Annotated in this window: 24 protein-coding genes; 15 read left to right on the plus strand and 9 right to left on the minus strand. The window is 64.6% G+C overall.

Going from position 1 to position 18,555, the window contains the following annotated elements; translation table 11 throughout:
* The 4 genes from VMW12_05000 to VMW12_05015 form a co-directional block, all read right to left on the minus strand.
* The coding region (locus tag VMW12_05000; protein HUZ49085.1) for a hypothetical protein at nucleotides 1-278 on the minus strand (278 nt) is incomplete at its 3' end.
* 7 nt (nucleotides 279-285) lie between these two features.
* On the minus strand, nucleotides 286-960 hold the full coding sequence (locus VMW12_05005; protein HUZ49086.1) for a response regulator transcription factor: 675 nt from the start codon (nucleotides 958-960) through the stop codon (nucleotides 286-288).
* Nucleotides 961-975: 15 nt separating this feature from the next.
* Complete coding sequence (locus VMW12_05010) at nucleotides 976-1,362, minus strand: hypothetical protein (protein HUZ49087.1); 387 nt, start codon at nucleotides 1,360-1,362, stop codon at nucleotides 976-978.
* Nucleotides 1,359-1,946 (minus strand): sigma-70 family RNA polymerase sigma factor, encoded by a 588-nt coding sequence (locus VMW12_05015; protein ID HUZ49088.1) that lies wholly within the window; start codon nucleotides 1,944-1,946, stop codon nucleotides 1,359-1,361. The genes VMW12_05010 and VMW12_05015 overlap by 4 nt, the downstream gene beginning before the upstream one ends.
* A gap of 110 nt (nucleotides 1,947-2,056) precedes the next feature.
* Between VMW12_05015 and VMW12_05020 the strand changes: the two genes are divergently transcribed.
* The 10 genes from VMW12_05020 to VMW12_05065 all read left to right on the plus strand — a co-directional run bounded on the left by VMW12_05020 (nucleotide 2,057) and on the right by VMW12_05065 (nucleotide 9,867).
* Nucleotides 2,057-2,179, plus strand: a complete 123-nt coding sequence (locus VMW12_05020; GenBank protein ID HUZ49089.1) for a hypothetical protein — start codon at nucleotides 2,057-2,059, stop codon at nucleotides 2,177-2,179.
* 15 nt (nucleotides 2,180-2,194) lie between these two features.
* The gene (locus VMW12_05025; GenBank protein HUZ49090.1) at nucleotides 2,195-3,217 is read left to right on the plus strand and encodes a DUF4097 family beta strand repeat-containing protein; all 1,023 of its coding nucleotides are present in this window, start codon (nucleotides 2,195-2,197) and stop codon (nucleotides 3,215-3,217) included.
* A gap of 2 nt (nucleotides 3,218-3,219) precedes the next feature.
* Nucleotides 3,220-3,840, plus strand: a complete 621-nt coding sequence (locus tag VMW12_05030; protein ID HUZ49091.1) for a hypothetical protein — start codon at nucleotides 3,220-3,222, stop codon at nucleotides 3,838-3,840.
* 327 nt (nucleotides 3,841-4,167) lie between these two features.
* Nucleotides 4,168-4,992, plus strand: coding sequence for a dihydroorotate dehydrogenase electron transfer subunit (locus VMW12_05035; GenBank protein HUZ49092.1), 825 nt, complete (start codon nucleotides 4,168-4,170; stop codon nucleotides 4,990-4,992).
* Complete coding sequence (locus VMW12_05040; GenBank protein HUZ49093.1) at nucleotides 4,986-5,960, plus strand: dihydroorotate dehydrogenase; 975 nt, start codon at nucleotides 4,986-4,988, stop codon at nucleotides 5,958-5,960. Before VMW12_05035 ends, VMW12_05040 begins: the two co-directional genes overlap by 7 nt.
* A gap of 4 nt (nucleotides 5,961-5,964) precedes the next feature.
* The gene (gene pyrF / locus VMW12_05045) at nucleotides 5,965-6,678 is read left to right on the plus strand and encodes an orotidine-5'-phosphate decarboxylase (protein ID HUZ49094.1); all 714 of its coding nucleotides are present in this window, start codon (nucleotides 5,965-5,967) and stop codon (nucleotides 6,676-6,678) included.
* 14 nt (nucleotides 6,679-6,692) lie between these two features.
* Nucleotides 6,693-7,259: an orotate phosphoribosyltransferase gene (pyrE, locus tag VMW12_05050; protein HUZ49095.1), complete on the plus strand. Its 567-nt coding sequence runs from the start codon at nucleotides 6,693-6,695 to the stop codon at nucleotides 7,257-7,259.
* Nucleotides 7,260-7,268: 9 nt separating this feature from the next.
* The gene (hisC, locus tag VMW12_05055; protein ID HUZ49096.1) at nucleotides 7,269-8,354 is read left to right on the plus strand and encodes a histidinol-phosphate transaminase; all 1,086 of its coding nucleotides are present in this window, start codon (nucleotides 7,269-7,271) and stop codon (nucleotides 8,352-8,354) included.
* Nucleotides 8,342-8,806 (plus strand): GNAT family N-acetyltransferase, encoded by a 465-nt coding sequence (locus tag VMW12_05060; protein HUZ49097.1) that lies wholly within the window; start codon nucleotides 8,342-8,344, stop codon nucleotides 8,804-8,806. Before hisC ends, VMW12_05060 begins: the two co-directional genes overlap by 13 nt.
* Nucleotides 8,791-9,867 carry an AI-2E family transporter gene (locus tag VMW12_05065; GenBank protein HUZ49098.1) on the plus strand — a complete coding sequence of 359 codons (1,077 nt, stop codon included), beginning with the start codon at nucleotides 8,791-8,793 and terminating at the stop codon, nucleotides 9,865-9,867. The genes VMW12_05060 and VMW12_05065 overlap by 16 nt, the downstream gene beginning before the upstream one ends.
* 5 nt (nucleotides 9,868-9,872) lie before the next feature.
* On the opposite strand, the gene ppk2 is transcribed toward VMW12_05065, so the two are convergent.
* From ppk2 to VMW12_05090, 5 genes are read right to left on the minus strand one after another with little or no spacing between them, the layout of a single operon-like run.
* The gene (ppk2, locus tag VMW12_05070; GenBank protein HUZ49099.1) at nucleotides 9,873-10,628 is read right to left on the minus strand and encodes a polyphosphate kinase 2; all 756 of its coding nucleotides are present in this window, start codon (nucleotides 10,626-10,628) and stop codon (nucleotides 9,873-9,875) included.
* A 4-nt stretch (nucleotides 10,629-10,632) separates the two neighbouring features.
* The gene (locus tag VMW12_05075) at nucleotides 10,633-12,345 is read right to left on the minus strand and encodes a hypothetical protein (protein ID HUZ49100.1); all 1,713 of its coding nucleotides are present in this window, start codon (nucleotides 12,343-12,345) and stop codon (nucleotides 10,633-10,635) included.
* The gene (gene argS / locus VMW12_05080; GenBank protein HUZ49101.1) at nucleotides 12,342-14,027 is read right to left on the minus strand and encodes an arginine--tRNA ligase; all 1,686 of its coding nucleotides are present in this window, start codon (nucleotides 14,025-14,027) and stop codon (nucleotides 12,342-12,344) included. The genes VMW12_05075 and argS overlap by 4 nt, the downstream gene beginning before the upstream one ends.
* Nucleotides 14,008-14,469, minus strand: a complete 462-nt coding sequence (locus VMW12_05085) for a 23S rRNA (pseudouridine(1915)-N(3))-methyltransferase RlmH (GenBank protein ID HUZ49102.1) — start codon at nucleotides 14,467-14,469, stop codon at nucleotides 14,008-14,010. The genes argS and VMW12_05085 overlap by 20 nt, the downstream gene beginning before the upstream one ends.
* A 30-nt stretch (nucleotides 14,470-14,499) precedes the next feature.
* A complete protein-coding gene (locus VMW12_05090) occupies nucleotides 14,500-15,366 on the minus strand; it encodes a DNA-processing protein DprA (GenBank protein ID HUZ49103.1) in 867 nt (288 codons plus the stop codon).
* A gap of 144 nt (nucleotides 15,367-15,510) precedes the next feature.
* Here VMW12_05090 and VMW12_05095 point away from each other — a divergent pair, with 144 nt between their 5' ends.
* The 5 genes from VMW12_05095 (at nucleotide 15,511) to hemQ (ending at nucleotide 18,554) form a co-directional block, all read left to right on the plus strand.
* Complete coding sequence (locus tag VMW12_05095; GenBank protein HUZ49104.1) at nucleotides 15,511-15,660, plus strand: DUF5679 domain-containing protein; 150 nt, start codon at nucleotides 15,511-15,513, stop codon at nucleotides 15,658-15,660.
* A gap of 106 nt (nucleotides 15,661-15,766) precedes the next feature.
* The gene (gene nrdR, locus VMW12_05100) at nucleotides 15,767-16,267 is read left to right on the plus strand and encodes a transcriptional regulator NrdR (protein HUZ49105.1); all 501 of its coding nucleotides are present in this window, start codon (nucleotides 15,767-15,769) and stop codon (nucleotides 16,265-16,267) included.
* Between the two features lie 8 nt (nucleotides 16,268-16,275).
* Entirely contained in the window at nucleotides 16,276-16,731 is a 456-nt protein-coding gene (gene dut, locus VMW12_05105) for a dUTP diphosphatase (GenBank protein HUZ49106.1), read from the plus strand.
* Entirely contained in the window at nucleotides 16,728-17,708 is a 981-nt protein-coding gene (locus VMW12_05110; GenBank protein ID HUZ49107.1) for a ketopantoate reductase C-terminal domain-containing protein, read from the plus strand. The genes dut and VMW12_05110 overlap by 4 nt, the downstream gene beginning before the upstream one ends.
* Entirely contained in the window at nucleotides 17,709-18,554 is an 846-nt protein-coding gene (hemQ, locus tag VMW12_05115; GenBank protein HUZ49108.1) for a hydrogen peroxide-dependent heme synthase, read from the plus strand. It abuts the gene before it with no gap.
* The last annotated feature ends 1 nt before the right edge of the window (nucleotide 18,555 follow it).

Raw genomic sequence — 18,555 nt, forward strand, 5'->3', positions numbered from 1 at the left:
ACGAAACTCGACGGCGATTCCCACGTGGAGAGGCTGTTGCTGCCCAGAAGCATCGCGAACGTCCCCGAAGCGTCGACGAATCCAAAGGGATTGGACTGCGGCGCGGCCGCGGCGGTGATCTCTCGCATCGTCGCTTCGACGCGGGCGTGCGCTTCCTGCAGCAGGATCGTTTGGAACCGCCAGATCAGGATCCCGCCGGCAAGCGCGAGCACGCCGATCAAGAGCGCGGCATAGGAAATCGCGATGCGCCATCGCAGCGAACCGCGCGTGCGCTGCACCGGCGCGCTAATCTTTGATGGTATAGCCGACACCGCGCACGGTTGCGATGAGCTTGTGCTCGTAACCTTCGTCGATTTTGGTGCGAAGGTAACGAATGTAGACGTCGATCAAATTCGAGTCGCCCAAGAAATCGCTCCCCCAAACGCCGTTGAAGAGTTCGTCGCGCGTATGCACTTTATTGCGATGGAGCAAGAGGTATTCGAGCAAGGCATACTCTTTGGCCGTTAGCGAAATGGCTTGCCCCGCGCGGCTCACCTCGTGCCGATCGCGATCCATCACTACGTCGCGATAGGAGATGACGTTGGTTTTCGGCAGACGTTCGCGCAGCCGCGCCCGCACCCGGGCGAGCAGCTCTTCGGTGGCAAACGGCTTGACCATGTAGTCGTCGGCTCCCACGTCGAGCCCCTCGACGCGATCCGGCACGCGATCCTTGGCGGTGAGCATGATGATCGGAACGGCGCTCTTGACGCGGATGCGCTTGCATACCTCGATGCCGTCCATGCGCGGAAGCATGAGGTCGAGGATCACGAGGTCGGGTTCTTTGAGGGCCTTTTCGAGGCCCGCCAGGCCGTCGCGAGCCACCTCGACCGCATACCCCTCATGCTCGAGCTCGAGCTGGAGGACGCGGCCGATCGCGGCGTCGTCTTCGATAACCAGAATCTTGAAAGGGCTTGCCGGCATCGTCATGCCGACGAATTAGCGGGTGCTAGTCTCGCCGACCTTGCTGGCGGATGCCGGAAACGATTGGAATCCGGTGAAAAGTGAGAGCCAGATCGCGGTGGCGCCGCCCACGGCGAGCCATCCGAGCGTGGTGTAGTTCGAGAACGTCTGCACCAAACCGGTCTCGAGGGCTTGCACCGAATTTGCGAAGAGCGTACCGCCGCCCGCGATGACGAAGCCGATCAGGGCCACGATCGCGGTGGTGATGAAGGCAAGGGCGACGATTTCGGCGCGCGAGAACATCGGAGCCGGCCGGTAGACCGTTGCGGCCAAGATCGACGCGCGCAAGTCCGTCGGGGGCTCTTCGAGTTCGAGGGCAAAGAGCGCCAGATCCAGGTCGTCGTCGTTATAGTGGCCGTTCATTCCATTACCTCCGCTCCGACGAGGAGCTTTCGCAGGTGCTCCTTGGCTCGGAATAAGTGGGTTTTTACCGTTCCCATCGGGAGTCCCAGTACCTGTGCGATCTCTTCGTACTGTTTACCCTGAAGGTGGTAGAGCGTAATCACGCTGCGATATTTCTCCGGCAGCGCGTCGATCGCGGCCCGGAGCCGCCGGGCATCGTCGCCGGCGATCGCCTGGTGCTCGGGCCCGGCGCTTGCGTCGGCTCGCTCGGGAAGCTCCTCATTACTATAACGCTTGCGACGGTTCAATCGGTCGCAACATGCGTGATAGGCGATCGCGAAAATCCAGGTCGAAAACTTCGCCCCCGGTTTGAAGGTTCGCAAGGAGCGGAACGCCTTGAAGAACGATTCCTGAGCGACGTCGCGAGCTTCTTCGACGTCGTGCAGGGTGCGATAGGCGAGGTGGTAGACGGCGCGGTCGTAACGTTCGACGAGCGTGGCAAACGCGTCGGGGTTGCCGCCGAGCGTCATGGTCACGAGATCGCCGTCTTCCGGCCCGGAGGGTAACCGTTCTATTCGGGGTGCCTCCGCGAGAGCTGCCGACACGCCGGTGATACGGCCTGTCCCACCGCGATGTTTCGCCACCCCCTATGAAACAAGTCCTGCGCCCCGGCGTAAGTCAGGCAGGAAATTCGTTTCGGAGGCACTCGACCGCCATGGTTACCATCCCCAAGACATCGCTCCCACATGAAGCCCGGCCCACGGTCTCGTTGCCGGATCGCCGCGACGCCGCGCAATCGCTGCGTCCCACCTTCGACGGTTGGGGGCCGCGGCTCTAGCCGAAGGGAAAGAAGATGATGCAAATGCAATCGCGCCGGTTCGCTTTGATCGCGATGCTCGCCGCTGTTGAGGTGGTGATCCTCGGCATGGCCGCGTTCGTCCTTTCGGGGCACAGCCTGTGGAGCTGGACTGGAAGCGCCGGCTACTCGCCGGCGCAGACGGTACCGGGCGCGCATCCCATCGCACCGCTGGCCGCCGGGAATGCGCCTGCAGTCTATATCGACGATCCGCAGTCGCGTGTGACGGTGAGCCCGTCGCGCGACGGCCTCGTCCACGTGCAGGATCGCACGCACTTCAGCGGGCTAACGTGGGGCAGCGATGCGGCGCATATTCCAGCCTTAACGGTGACGCGAAGCGCCGACGGCGTGCGCATAGTGCGGCCCTCCTATCACCTCGGATTCTTTGGATTTTTCATGGACGACGAGCGGGGGATCGACGTCCAAGTCCCGAGCGGATCGAGCGTGCAGATCGCCCGCTGCTCGGGCGCCGGCGTCAACGGCATCACGAACGGCGTGAGCGCCACCTCGATCGACGGCTCGATCTCCATCGCCGATTCGAGCGGAAACGTCAGCGCGCATAGCAACGACGGCCGGGTCGAATTGCGGCGCGTTCGTGGCGGCACGCTCGAGATTTCGAGCGACGACGGAAGCTTGCATCTTACGGACGTCACGGCGAATGCGCTGACGGCGAAAACCGGCGACGGCAGCATTCATGCGCAGGGCATCGTCCTCAACGGTTCGGCGCCGCGTGCGACCGTGCATTCGGGCGACGGATCCGTGCGGGTGGACGGCCTCTTTCCCGGTTCGGGAACCTACGAAATCTCTAGTGGCGACGGAAGCATCGGTCTCGCGCTTGCTTCGGGCAGCAACGCGACGATCGCCGCCCACACCGATGACGGCAGCATGACGTTGGACGGCCAATCGTTCCACAACGATGGCGGCAATCAACAGCAGCTGCGCGTCGGCGACGGATCGAGCAGCTTGAACGTATCGAGCGGCGACGGATCCATCCATATCACGACGAACGGAGCGCCCTAATCATGCATGACCTCGTTCCCCTTTTCGGCATCGTCTTTCTCTTCGGTGCGCCGGTCGCCGCGTGGGTGATCTCTCGCGTGCTGGCTCACCAGGAGCGAATGGAGATGATTCGGCGAGGCATCGTGCCGCCGCCGGGCGGCCTAGGCGGTTCGCGCTACGGCCGCCGCTTCGACGCGTGGGCGCAGGGTATGGGCGACGTCCCGCCGCCGGGCCCGGGCGTACCGCCTCCGGGGATGCCGCCGCCGTACGGCGGCGACCCGAGTTTCTACGCACAGACGCAGATGAGCAAGGGGATTCGGCTCACGCTCGTCGGCCTGGCCTTGCTGATCGGCCTCTCGTTCATCAGCCACGAGCCCGGCCCGTGGATTCTGGGTGGATTGATTCCGATGTTCGTGGGCATCGCCCAGATCATCAACGCCCTCCTCAACGGAGCGCAGGTGCCGCCGATGTTCATGCGCGGCCCGCGTCCGAACGATCCCTCGATGCACTTCGGTCCCCGGGCCCAGCCCGGTGCCACGCCGCCGCCGCCGCCACCGTCCCCGCCCCCGGCCGGCCCCGCGGGATGGCGCCCCGGCCCGACGCCGGAGATCGAGAAACCGGCTCAGCCCCCGGATTATCGCTAACCCGCGTGAGGCCATAAGAAAGGAGCCGCCGACATTTGCCGGCGGCTCCTTTCCAGCTGCTGCTTACTCTGGGTTTACTTACACGCGACCAGCGCGATTGCCCAGCCGGCCGACGTTCGTGTCCGAACGAGGTATCCGTCCGACGTGCGGTCGTAAACCTGGTATCCGGCACGCAACGCGTCAGCGAGTGATTTGAAAACCATCACACCTGCCATCTGCGGACCCTCCTTTCAGAGTTTTGTCTCTGTTCTCTATAACGGCTGTTTCATACCAATGGTTCAGCTTTTGGCCCGGAGTTTTTTTAATGTTTGGTGAAAGTGTGCCATTATGACCACCACCGCGTCGCCATGCGGCACCTTCGATGCGACAATTATCGACCGTCGCGAACTCGCAGCGAACGTCGTTCTCATTGGTTTCGACGCGCCCGCGCTGGTCGCTGTGACGCGTCCGGGGCAGTATGTGATGGCCGTTCCGCCTAGTGGAGAAGTCGCATCGACGGCGCTCGGCATCTACGAAGCGCAAGGAACGCGGGGCAGCTTGCTCTTCTTCGTTGTGGGTAAGCGAACGACCGAACTTGCCGGGTTGCGCCCGGGCGACAGCCTATCGTTGACGGGGCCGCTCGGGAACGGGTTCGATCTATCTTCAAATCCGCGCGACGTCGCGATCGTCGCCGGCGGCGTGGGCATCGCATCGGTGCTGCTGCCCGCACAAACGCTGCTCGCCGCGGGAGCGCGCGTGCGCCTCTTCTACGGCGCGCGCAATCGCGAACTGCTCGTGGAGCGCGAACGTTTCGAGCGCGAAGGCTGCGAAGTGATTCTCGCGACCGACGACGGGAGTTTGGGGCACCATGGTTACATCACGCAGGCGCTCGAAGGGGCCGACCCGCCGGGCCTCATCCTGGCGTGCGGCCCGACGCCGATGCTGCGCGCCGTCGCACGCGTTGCCGAAACGCTCGGCGTACGAGCGCAACTCTCACTCGAGGAAACGTTTGCGTGCGGCGTCGGCGGCTGTTGGGGTTGCGTGGTGCCGTTGATCGGGACGAGCGCGCAAGCACCCAGCTTTCCACCGCTCGAGCGCGGCGGCAGCGACGTGGTCTACGCGCGCATCTGTAAAGAGGGCCCCGTCTTTTGGGCGCACGAGCTACGATGGTAGGCGCAAACGACCTGCGCGATGTCGATCTTACGACGAAGATCGGCTCCCTGACGCTCGCATATCCAACCCTCATGGGAAGTGGATGTTACGGCTCGGGAGAGGAGTTCGCACCGTTCGTCGATCTCGCGAAAATCGGCGCGGTCGTTCTCAAGAGCGTCACGCGGCACCCGCGTCTTGGGAACCCGACGCCGCGATTGGTGCATACGCCGGCCGGGATGCTCAACGCGATCGGGTTGCAGAACCCCGGCATCGAGTGGTATCTCGAACACGACGTCGCGAAGTTTGCCGGCCGTCCGTGTACGATCGTCGGGAGCGTTGCCGGATTCTCGGTGGACGACTACGCGTACGTGTGCGAAATGCTCGGGCAGCGTTCGGAGATCGCGGCGATCGAGTTAAACATCTCGTGCCCGAACGTCGCGAGCGAGGGCGAAACCTTCGCGTGCGATCCGCGCCTAACGGGCAAAGTGGTACGAGCGGCGCGCGAGGTAACGGACAAAACGCTGATCGTCAAACTCTCGCCCAACGTGACCGACATCGCATCGATCGCGCGCGAGGCGCAATCTGCCGGGGCCGACGCCTTGGCGGTGATCAACACGGTGCGCGGTATGGCCATCGATGTTGAAACCTGGCGCCCGCGCTTGGGGAATGTCACGGGGGGTCTCTCCGGGCCGGCAATCCGGCCGATCGCCGTTCTCGCGGTGTACGAGGTTGCGCGCGCGGTCACGATTCCGATTATCGGCCAGGGCGGGATCGAAACCACGAGCGACGCGCTCGAGTTCTTCCTCGCCGGCGCGAGCGCGGTGAGCATCGGAACGGCGAACTTCACCGATCCTCGGGTGCCGGTGCGGATCGTCGAGGAACTGCGAGCCTATCTCGCCCAACGCAACCTTCGTTCGCTCTCGTCCATCGTAGGCAGAGCCAACGTCGGTTTCGCAAACGCGCAACAGTATGAAGGGGATGAGGGATAACGCTATGAGCCAGTTGATCGTCGCATTGGACGTGCCGGGGCCCGAACAGGCCGAGGCGCTCATCGACCAGCTCTACGAACTCGACGTCATCTTCAAAATCGGTCTCGAAGCGCTCTGCGGATATCCGGAGCGGATTTTCTCGTATCTGCAAGCCCGCGACGTCCGCTACTTCGTCGATGTGAAATTGCACGATATTCCGCGCACGGTCGGCGCGGCGATCCGGCAACTCGTGCGGCCCGGCGCGCACATCATCAACGTGCACGCGTTAGGCGGGCTGGAGATGATGCGAGCGGCGGTCGAGAGCGCGGATGCGCGGGCCGACGAACTCGGGATCTCGCGCCCGCACATCTTCGCGGTCACGATCTTGACGAGCCTGGCGCATGAGGACCTCGGCGAACTCGGCTTGAGCGGAGGCATCGGCGAAAACGCGACGCGGCTTGCGGCGCTCGCCCGCGACGCGGGCTGCTCCGGCGTGGTCTGCAGCGCGCACGAAGTCGCGGATCTCAAGAACTTCTTCGGCGAAGATTTTCTCACGCTCACGCCCGGAATTCGCCCGCGCCAAGCAAGCCACGGCGACCAGAAGCGGGTCGTCACGCCGGCGCAGGCGGTAGCGGTCGGTGCGGACTATCTGGTCGTCGGCCGCCCGATCACTCAGGCGCCGGATCCGCTGCACGCCGCGCGTGCGATCCTCGCCGAGATGTCCCCGGCACTCGCCTAATCCAAGGAATCAGGATGTCAACTTTCGATCTCTCGCGCGCGCTCCACGAACGCGGTGCGTTATTGGACGGCCACTTTCGCCTCAGCTCCGGCCGCCATAGCAATCGCTTCGTTCAGAAATTCCGCATTTTGGAAGACCCCCGTTTGGTCGAGGAGGTCGCGCGCGGCATCGCCGGGGCGTTTCGCTCGGTTCGCCCGACGGTCGTGGTGAGCGCGGCGGTGGGCGGCATCGTTTTGGGCTACGAAGTTGCGCGACAACTCGGCACGCTGGCGCTCTTCGTCGAAAAAGAGGACGGCGTCCCGAAGCTGCGCCGCAATTTTCAACTCAACGCCGACGATCGCGTCCTGATCGTCGAGGACGTCGTTACGACCGGCATGTCGGTGCGTGAGGTGATCGACGTGGTGCGCGGCCACGGAGCGCACGTCGCGGGCGTCGGCATCATCGTCAAGCGCGGCGATGCGGATTTCGGCGTGCCGACGCACGCGCTGCTCGATCTGCCGATCGTTTCATACGATCCCGCCGAGTGCCCGCAGTGCGCGTCGGGTGCGCCGATCGACGACCCCGGGTCGCGGCGAGCGTAGGCGCGTGCGATGACCCGCTCCGTCGTGCGCGCGCTCGCTCCATACAAAGCCGGAACGTCGATCGAAGAGGTGCGCAAGCGTTTCGGCCTGGAACGGATTATCAAGCTCGCATCGAACGAAAATCCGCTCGGAAGTTCGCCCAAGGCGCTGGCGGCACTCCAGCATCTCGATGGATTGCACCTGTACCTCGACGACGCGCACCTGGAATTAAAGACCGCGCTCGCCGGCCGCTACGGGCTGAGTGCCGAGAACGTCGTGCTCGGGCACGGCAGCAACGAATTGGTGGGTTTGATCGCGGAGATGTTGCTCGAACCGGGCCTGCAAGCCGTGATGGCAACCCCGTCGTTTCAGCTGTACCGCCTGGCCACGCTCGTGCGCGGGGCCGCGGCCGTCGAAGTTCCGCTCGTCGAAGGCAAACACGATCTCGAGGCGATGCTGGCAGCCGTTACCGAACGCACCGCGTTGATGTTTCTATGCGATCCGAACAATCCGACCGGCACCTCGCTGGACGGCGCGCAGTGGGAGATGCTTCTGGCGCGCCTTCCGAGCCATGTGACGCTCGTCATCGATCGCGCGTACAGCGAGTATATGGATGCCGATGCGCCGGACGTAACGGCCTTTATCAAGCGGCGTCCTAAAACGCTGGTGCTGCGAACGATGTCGAAAATCTACGGCTTGGCGAGCTTGCGCGTAGGTTACGGCTTCGGCGATGCGGAGAGCATCGGATGGCTCGACCGCATACGCCTGCCGTTCAACGTCTCGTTGCCTGCGGCGTTGGGCGCGTTGGGAGCGCTCGAGGACGATGCGTTCGTGCGCCGCAGCGTCGAGTTGAACGAAGCCGGCAAGGCCTATCTCGGGGCCGAATTCGCGCGTCTGGGCCTGCGGGCATACCCAACCCAAGCGAATTTCATCGCCGTCGAAGTCCCGGTCGAGGCGACGCGCGCGTACGAAGCGCTGCTCGAGCGCGGCATCATCGTGCGGTCGGGCGACGCGCTGCATATGCCGGGTTGGCTGCGCGTGACGATCGGCACGCCCGAGGAGAATCGAGCATTTGTGGCCGCCCTCGAAGAGCTTCTCGTGCAATGGCGCGCCTGAGCGTTCGGGCCGGCGGCGAGGCAGACCGCGCGTTCATCCGGGCCTTGGGAAAACGCACCGCGATGGACAGCGTTTCGCCGGTGCGCCGCGCCTCGCCGAGTGCGGTCCTCGAGAGCTACGATCGCTTACTCGATATCGTGGAGAATCAATCCCACGTGGCCCTGATCGCCGAGCGCGACGGCAGGCCGGCCGGGTTTTTGCTTCTGCTCGATCGGCTTGCGGATGAGGTGACGGGCGAGCCGCAGGCCTTCGTCGCGTATATGGCCGTCGAACGGGCCCATCGACGGGAGGGCGTGGGAGCGGCGTTGATGCGCGCCGCCGAGGATGAGGCTCGGAGCAGAGGTCTGCCGTATATAGCGCTGATGGTGACCGAAGAGAATGCGGCGGCGCAGGCACTCTACGCGACTTTTGGCTTCGTAACGGAACGGCGACTGCTGTGCAAAGAGCTATAGCCCGGGCCACCTGGCGCCGCGTCGCCTGGGGCTCGGCGATCGTGGTGCTGGCGGCCCTGGCGGTGATTTTTGCCGCGCATATTCCGCGCACGATGTCGATCTTCTTGATCGCGGCCTTCATCGCGTTTGGCGTCGAGCCGATCGTCGTCCACTTACAGCTGCGCCGCGTGCCCAAACCGCTGGCGATCAGCATCGTCTTTCTCTGCCTGCTGGGAATCATCGTCGTGGGCGTCATGGTAATCGTGCCGCTGACGATCAATCAGGTCCAGGGACTCGCTGCAAGCATCCCAACGTATGTGTCGACGCTCCAAGCGTGGCTTACGACTCTGCAAGAATCGCTGCAGGAGCACTTGCCGGCGCTGCACATTCCCAGCACGTCGTTCGATCTCGGCCAACTCGGGACGCAGCGTCTCTCCGCCCTTGCAACCGGCACGATCTCCTCGGTGGGAAGCATTCTGGTGAGCACGGCGACGGGGTTCTTCGTGGCGTTTTCGTCGATCGTGCTGTCGTTTTTCTTCCTGCTCAACGATTCGCAGATTACCGACGGGTTCGCCGCGATGTTTCCGGAGAGCAGGCGCAGTACGGCGCGCAACCTCGCGGCCGAGATCACCCAGGTCTTCGGAAGTTACATCTCCGGGCAGGTGATCGTCAGCGCGATTACCGGGGTGGTAGTGGGCACGCTCTGCGCGCTGATCGGTTTCAAGCTCTGGCTGATTCTGGGGATCATCACGTTCGTGGGGTACTCGATTCCCGTCATCGGCATGTTGATCGTGCAGGTGATCGCGCTGATCCTCTGCGCCCCGCAAGGGGGGTGGATGATTCTCTGGGTTCAGGTGATCACGTTCGGCATGGCCCGCGTAAGCGATAATATTTTGGTGCCGAAGATCATGGGCGATTCGGTCGGCGTCTCGCCGATCGGCGTCATGTTCGCGGTCTTTGCAGGCGGCGAGTTGTTCGGCGTTCCGGGCTTGCTTTTGGGGATCCCGGCGGCTGCGCTCGTCAAGCTCCTCTGGCGTTACTTCGTTTCGCCGTGGCTGCACGCGCAACTCGATAAACGATAGCTTTCCTACTTGGCGATGCGGCCGTCTTCGAGGGCCGCGGGTTCGAATTCGAACACGACCGAGCGATCCGGCTCGAAGTCCGCGCGGTGAGGCGCGTGGTGGTCGACGCGCTGGAGCAGGTCGCGGATGACGTTGAGCCGCGCCCGCTTTTTGTTGTTGGCATTCACGACGATCCACGGCGAAGCAGGCGAGGAGGTGCGGGCGAACATCGCGTCGCGGGCCTTGCTGTACGCATCCCAGCGGTCGATCGCGGCATCGTCGATCGGACTGATCTTCCATTGTTTGAGCGGGTCTTCGCGGCGCGATTCCAGGCGCTTTTTCTGCTCGTCCTTGTCGATGTCGAGGTAGTACTTCACCAAATGAATGCCCGAGCGCACGAGCATATACTCGAACGTCGTGACGGTCTCCATAAACTGCTCGTAGTCGTCGTCGGTGCAAAACCCCATGACGCGCTCGACGCCGGCGCGGTTGTACCAGCTCCGATTGAACAGCGCGACTTCGGCCGCGGCCGGGAGATGGGGGACGTAGCGTTCGAAATACCATTGCGTGGTTTCGCGTTCGGTCGGCTTGCCGAGCGCGACGACGCGCGTTTCGCGCGGGCTCAAATGCTCGGTAATGCGTTTGATCGTGCCGTCTTTGCCGCTACTATCGCGGCCCTCGAAGATCGCGAGAACTTTGAGCTGATGTTTGATCGCGTGGCGCTGGAGTCCGACGAGCGCAACTTGAACGTCGTGTAAGCTCTTGGCGTATTTTTTCCCCATCGTACTATCGCGGTTGCGCCACGACGGCGAGCGCATCCTCGTACAGCGGGGCGCCGCAGGCGAAGGCAGCCTTGCGCCGAGGGACATCGAAGATCGCCCCGCTATCTCGATCCGCAAATGCCAGCAGGAGCGCGCGATCGCGGCCGGCCTCGACGCACGCCAGCGCATCACTGACATCGTAGACCGACGTTGAGGGCGAGAGAACGTTCACGATGCCCGAACGCAGCCCCCAGGTGGCGACGCGAGCCGGGCGCTCGGCGATCAGCCATGCGAAGACGTTCGAACGGGCGCCGCCCAGCGTGGTGGCGTCCGCATAGTAATCGGCCGGATGAACCGCGGCCAGCGCCGCGCCGATGCCGATCGCGCAGGCGAGCGCTACCGGCACGAGCCAAGCCCGGCGTAGCGCGCCGGCCAGAGCGAACGTGCCGACGGCGATCGCTGCAACGCCCAGGGCGGACCTGGTTGGAGCGTCGTTCCAGTAGGTGGCCAGAATCGTCGCAACGCCGGCGATCGTTGCCGCAAGGGTGACGGCGACCGCGGCGGCAGGGAAACGTTTACCGATGCGCGCGAGGACCAAGGCGCCGATTGCGATCGCCGGTATTGCAAGGCGGAGGGCCAACCCGCTCGCGAGCTGTGGAACTTGATTTTCATACGAAAACGGTAGCGCGAGAAAGACGATGACGGTAACCCACGCATACGCGCCGAGCCAACGATCTTTCGCGCTCCAAAACGGCGCGGAGAGGGCGGCGAACACGGCCAGCGCGGCAAACGGCGCGTCGCTCACAAAGACGCGGAGCAACTCGGCGAGCGCGCCGATACCGTGGGCGAGAATCGTTTGCTGCGCCGCCGTGGCGATCGAGCTCTGCGCGATCGTGATGTCGGCATGCGGGTTCAAGATGACGATCCGCGCGAGGACGATGCCCAATACGCCCAAGATCGGGATGAATCGCGCTCGCGATGCCGGGAACGCCAGGAGCGCCAGCAGCCATCCGTAGGGTTTTATCAAAGCTGCGATCGCCGAACTCGACCGGCTCTCGAACGGCCGATCCTTCGCCCACAGCAGTTCTAAGAGAAAGGCGGCCAGCCAAACATCGTTCTGTAACGAGCCGGCTTGCACCGCAAGCGGCCACGCCGCAATCGTCGCGCAGGCGATCGTTTGAGCCAACAACGGTGAGGTCCCGATGCGCTCGACGCACCAGGTTGCGATGCGAAAAGCGAGCAACGCCATCGCGAGCAGGCCCGCCCACCCGACCGCGAACGCGCCGGACGTGGTATAGATGCCGCTCGCAAAGGCTTCGCTCCCGAACGGGTACCACCAGTAGCGCGTTTGCGTCGTCCACAGCGAGTGCGCGTGCGCCCACGATGCCGCGTTGGGCAGATGGTACGCCAGCGTGTCGCCGTCGAGCGGCGGGCGCATCAGCGGCGGCCACGCCAATAGCGCGAGGACGGCGATGATGAGGTACGGGGGAGCCTCGGACGTTGGCGCCGACGGCCCGCGTGCACGCTCGCGCAGGTACGCGACGATCAAGGCGGCGATCAGCAGGCACCAGCACGTCGCTGCGTAGAGGACGGCGAGAAGCCCGAGCGTCGCGGGAATCGCTACGCCCAGGACGAGCGCATCGCGAAGGCGGTCGGCAAGCGTGTAACGGTCGCTCGTTCGCAGGGCGGGAGCTGCGAGGAGCAGTCCGACCAGCCAGAGCGCCGCCACCGCGCTCACATGGTCTCCGGCGCGCTTACCCCAACCAGATCGAGGACGCGTGCGAGCACGCTCTTTGCTCCGAGTGCGAGCGCGAGGCGCGCGACACGCAGCTCCCGATCCTCCACCAGAATCTTGCACTCGGTATAGAATTGATGAAAGTCGGTCGCCACATCGCGGGCGTATTTCGCCAACCGGTGCGGCGCGAGATGGTCCACCACGCCCTGAACGACGCCCGGCAACTCGCTCAGCCGCCGGGCCAGCGTGAGTTCCGCGGCATGCGAGAGGCGGTCGAGGTGCGCGCCCGAGCGCGCGAACGCGACGTCGGCCGCATCGGCGTTGCGCAGAACCGACGCGATGCGCGCGTGGCCGTACTGCACGTAGTACACGGGGTTGTCGCTGGTCTGCTCGACCGCGAGCGCGAGATCGAACGTGAGCGGCGAGTCGGTGGCGAGCATAACGAAGAAGAACCGCGCGGCGTCGACGCCGACTTCGTCGAGAATATCGTCGAGCGTGATGATGTTGCCGGCGCGTTTGCTCATGCTGACCTGCTCGCCCGCGCGCATCAGCGTGATCTGCTGCGCGATCATCACGTCGAGCCGCCCGGGATAGCCTAGTGCGGTGGCCAGGCCCTTGAGGCGCCCGATGTAGCCGTGGTGATCGGGGCCGAGCAGATCGATGACGCGATCCGCGCGTTTGAGCTTTTCGTAATGGTAGGCGACATCGGCACCGTAGTAGGTCGGACGCCCGTCCGAACGCAGGACGACGCGGTCTTTATCGTCGCCATAATCGGTTGCGCGGAAGAACAGCGCGCCTTCGCTCTCGTAGGTGAGACCGAGTTCGCGCAAATGGTCGATGTCTTCGCGCACGCGGCCGCTTTCGTGCAGTGCGCGTTCGCTCTGCCACAGATCGTAATGCACGCCGAAACGGCGCGCGGTTTCCTTCTGCAGAGCGAGCAGCGTCTCTAGCCCGTGGCGGGAGAAATACGGCAACCACTCACTCTGCGGAGCGACGATCCAGCGCTCCGCGTCGCGCTGCGCGATATCGGCCGCGATCGGCAAGAGGTATTCCCCCGGATAGCCGTCTTCGGGAAACGGATGCGCGGGATCGAAGTGCTGCAAGTAGCGTGCGTAGAGCGAGCGCCCGAGGGTATCGACCTGCGTGCCGAAATCGTTGACGATCCATTCGGTGAAGACGTCGTACCCGCGCATGCGCATCGCTTTCGCGAGCGTATCGCCGATCGAAAGCGTGCGCCCTTGCACGACCACGAGCGGCCCGGTGGGGTTGGCGGAGCCGAATTCGAGCGAGACGCGCGTGCCGTTGCTCGGCGCCGACCCAAACGTTTCCGCGTCGCGCACGATCTGGGCGAGTTGCGCCTGCCACACCGCCGGCGTCAGCCGCAGGTTGATGAAGCCGGCGACGGACTCGATGGAGCTAAAGTGCGCGCAGACATCCGGCGCGGCCGCGCGTACGTCGGCGACGAGAATTTCCGCGACGGCGTTGGGCGCGGTTCGCGCGACCTTTGCGAGTGGGAAGGCCGCATTGGTGGCAAAATCGCCGAATTCCGGGCGGCGCGGCGCTTCGAACCCGATCTGCGCGGCGACCGTCTGCGGGTAACGCGCGGCGATGGCGGCGCCAAGCGCGCAGCGGAACGCTTCGAGCGCGGATTCGGGCAGCATCAGGTCAGTGGTGGTAGGGCTCATTGCGAGCGATCTTCGCCGCGCGATAGAGCTGTTCCAGCACGATCATGCGCGCCCACTCGTGCAAGAAGGTCAGGTTGGAGAGCGACCAAAGAAATTCGGCGCGCTCGCGTAGCGCGGGCGATGCGCCGTAGGTTCCGGCTATGACAAAAGTCAGGCGTGACGCGCCGCTATGGGTGACCTCGCCGATCTTTCGCGCGAGCGCTTCGCTGGTGAGTTGGGTGCCGCAGCGTTCCAGTAGCCACAGCCGCTCGTCGGGGCGCACGAGCTTGAGGATGCGCTCGCCCTCCTCGTGCATCGAAGACGCCGGCGCGCTACCGTCGCCGGGGCGCACGTCGATTTCCTCGTACGGAAAATACGGTGCGAGACGTTTGCGAAATTCGGCACAGGCCTCCGCGACGTACCGCGCGCGAAGCTTATCGACCGCGATGAGCCTGAGCTGCATGCCAGCAGCATAGCAGACGGCGGGCGGTTCTCATCGCGAGCGTGTGAAGATGTTGCCGTCGCGACGCTCGATCGCTCCGAGAAGCTCGAGTTGCACCAGCGCCGCAATGACCGCGGAAGCGTCGGCCTGCGCGTGCGCCAGCAGCGCGTCCAAATCGCGCTCGCCGTGTGCCAGCAATTCGAACAGCCGCGCGCTCAAAGGGTCCCGCGGTACCAACGGCTCGGGCCGCGCCGCGACCGCGGCCGGAGCGAGCAGCCCCAGCACTTCCAAGACGTCGCGAGCGTCGCGCGCGAGAATGGCGCCGTCGCGGATCAGCGCGTGGCAGCCGGCAACGTGCGGGCGATCGACGTCGCCGGGCACCGCCAGCACGGGGATGCGCCCGGCTGCCCATTGGGCGGTGTTGATCGCGCCGCTGCGGGCCGGTGCCTCGACCACGACGACCGCGTCCGCCAGGGCGGCGACCACGCCGTTGCGGGCGAGAAACTGGCCGGGACGCGGCGCATGCTCGGGCGGGTAGGGTGAGAGCACCGCCCCGCCCTGCTCGATCATCCGGTCGGCTAAGGCGCGGTTACGCGTGGGGAAGAACGCGTGGTGGCCCCCGCCGAGCACGCCGACGGTCGGCGTGCCGCCTGCGAGGGCGCCGCCATGGGCGGCGGCGTCGATGCCCAGGGCCAGGCCGGAGAGGATGCAGCACCCGGCCTGGCCGAGCTCGCGGGCTATCTCCCCGGCGATACGGCGGCCGTACGCCGTGGCGCTGCGCGTGCCGACGATCGCAACGCACGGGCGTGCCAGGGCCTTCGGCGAGCCGGCGCACCACAGGCCGGAGAGCGTCAGCTCCAGGCCCCGTTCGCCGCGCAGGCGTTCGAACTCGGCGAGGGGCAGATAATGGGCCAGCATGCGCCCCCTCCTTCCCGCACGAGGAACCCTCTCGCTAGGCCAAAATGGTGACCCAGGGGGATTCGACCGCAGGCAAGGGAATAAGCCCGCCGCAGTTTACGAACGGGCCGGCCTGGCCCCGACCAAGCTCTGGAGGAACCTCACGTGGCAGCTGAAGCCTATTGCGTCAAGTGTAAAACGAAGCGCCCAATCAAAGACGCAGTCCAGATTACGATGAAAAACGGCCGTCCCGCGACCGAGGGCAAGTGCCCTGAATGCGGTACCAAGATGTTCAAAATCGGAGCGGCGTCCTAACCCGGCCTTCGCTCCCAATCTCACCATCGCCCAGAGGGACTGCGTTTCGGCGCGGTCCTTTTTTGCTTATGCACAGATTGTGTCGTATAATATCCGTACCCACTATATGTGGGAGTATGCCCGGTGCACTCGTGCACCGTTCGAGGAACGGCCGCTGATCTGTCCGACCTGTCGCAAGAGCGAGACCCGCGTGGTGGACTCGCGCGACGACGAAACCGTGGTCCGTCGCCGGCGCGAGTGTTTAGACCCGCGCTGCAAGCATCGCTTTACCACGTACGAGCGGATGGAATCGCCGCGCCTCTTCGTCGTCAAGAAAGACGGGCGGCGCGAGCAATACAGCCGCGAGAAGATCCTCGGCGGCTTGCGCAAGGCCTGCGAAAAGCGCCCCATCTCCGAGAGCCAGATGGAGGCGGTCGCGGCGGATCTCGAACGCGAGCTCTTCGCGCGCGGCGAGAGTGAAGTGCCCTCGACCATGGTCGGCGAGAAGTTGATGGAGGCGCTCAAGAACCTCGACCCGGTTGCGTACATCCGCTTTGCGAGCGTGTATCGCTCATTCCGCGATATCGAAAGCTTTCGAGAAGAACTCACGCAACTGCTCGCCAAATGACCCTGGACATGTTGAATGGCGTCCGGGTCGCGTTGATGCGCCTACCCGAAGGGGAAGGCTTGCCGATCCCAACTTACATGAGCGACCTAGCGGCCGGTGCCGATCTGTACGCGGCAGTGCGCGACGAACTGGTTCTGTTACCGGGAGCGCGCGCGCTCGTGCCGGCCGGCTTCGCACTGGCGATACCGCCGGGCTTCGAGGCGCAGATCCGCCCGCGTAGCGGCCTCGCGCTGCGCAGCGGCGTCACATGCTTGAACGCGCCGGGTACGATCGATGCGGATTATCGCGGCCCCGTGCAGGTGCTGCTGGCCAATCTCGGCGCCGAGCCCGTGACCATCGCGCGCGGCGACCGTATCGCGCAACTCGTCGTCGCGCCCGTTTCGCGAGCCAGCTTCGAAGAAGTAGCGGATTTACCGCAGAGCGTACGCGGCGCGGGCGGTTTCGGCAGTACGGGAGTTGCATGATGAAGGTTTACATCGTCGGCAAGGGCGCCGTCGGTACGTATCTGGGCGATATGCTCGCGGCGGTCGGGGTGGAGGTTGCATACGCTCCGCGTGAGCTCGCCGCGGTTACGCGATACGATGCCGATGTGGCCATCGTTACGACCAAGGCCTACGACACGCCGGGCGCGATCGAGACCCTGCGCGCGGCGATTGCTTTCCCGGAGCGTTGCGTTTTCGTTTCGCCGCAGAACGGGATCGGAAACGAGGAACGGCTCGCCGAGGCGTTCGGGGCCGACAACGTTGTAGCCGCCGCGCTCACCGTGCCAGTCGATCGAGATCGCGATGGCCGCGCCAGCGCTACCAAAGAGGGTGGGCTCGCGTTTGCGCCGGTCGGTACGAGCGCGTTCAACTGGCTCGTGGCAACCTTCGCGAGCACCGGCCTCAACGTCAAGGTCGTCGATAACTGGCGCGCCCTAAAGTGGAGCAAGCTCGCGCTCAACGTCGTCGCGAACGCGAGTTGCGCGATCCTCAACGTTTTGCCGAACCGCCTCGTGCATTTCGAGAAGATTTTTACGCTCGAGATTCGCATGATTCGCGAGGTACGCGCGGTCATGCACGCGCTCGGCCTCACACCGATCGATCTGCCGCGCTACCCCGTCAAGGCGCTCTTCGCGGCGGCGGCGCTGCCGAGCCCGATCGCGCGCGGCGTCATGTCGAACAGCATCGCGAGCGGACGCGGGACGAAGGCGCCGTCGTTGCTGCTCGATCTGCGTCGCGGCGAACCGCAAACGGAAGTCGACGTGCTCAACGGCGCCGTCGCGCGATACGGCATCGAACACGGGGTGCCGACGCCCGTCAATGCGGTGTACGCGCGCGTGCTCGACGATATCGCGCACATGCCGCAACTCTGGGCGAAGTACCGCGAACGGCCGGAGGCATTGGAAGCCGAGGTTCTCGCGGAGATGAAACGCGTCAAGGCGTTACGGCGGGGAGCATAGATGCGCGATCCTAACGTACCCGAATCGCTCGAGGGCTGGTGGATTCTCCACCGGATGTTCGCGTTCGACCGCCGCGGCTGGGACGCGCTGCCTGAGAAACGGCGCGCGCGGTACGCGAGCCACGCCCACGATTTGATCGAGCACCTGCGCTCCCGCGAAGAGTCGGATGCCGGGCTCGCGCAGATCATCGGGCATAAGGGCGATTTGATGGTCACACACTATGCGCGGGAATTCGACGGCTTGGCCTACGCGCAGACGTTGCTGGATAAACTCGAATTGCGCGAGTTTCTCAGCCCGCTGGGATCGTATGCATCGGTGTTGGAGCTGGGCATGTACGATGCCACCGGCAAAATTCACGCGGAATTGGCCCAGCGCGGTTTGACGCCGCAGATGCCCGAGTGGGTCGCGCAGTTCGACGAGCTCGTGCGCAAGCAGGCCGAGAGCCCGTACCTGGGGCCGCGCCTATGGGCCCGTATCCCGCAACGGCGCTACGTGTGTTTCTACCCGATGAACAAGAAGCGGGAAGGCAACGACAACTGGTTCATGCTGCCGTTTGCCGACCGCGCAAAGCTGATGACCGAACACGGCAAAGTCGGCCGCTCGTATCAGGGGATGGTCACGCAAGTGATTTCAGGATCGATCGGATTTGACGATTACGAATGGGGCGTCGATCTCTACGCCGACGACCCGCTGGTGTTCAAAAAATTGGTCTACGAAATGCGCTTCGACGAGGCGAGTTCCCGCTACGGTGAGTTCGGCGCGTTTTGGAGCGGCCTGCAATTTTCACCCGATCAGCTGCACGTCTTTCTCGACGGCGAATCGGTCCCGCAACTCACCACCCCGTAGC

It is taken from the genome of Candidatus Dormiibacterota bacterium, assembly GCA_035532835.1.
GTDB lineage: Bacteria > Vulcanimicrobiota > Vulcanimicrobiia > Vulcanimicrobiales > Vulcanimicrobiaceae > DAHUXY01.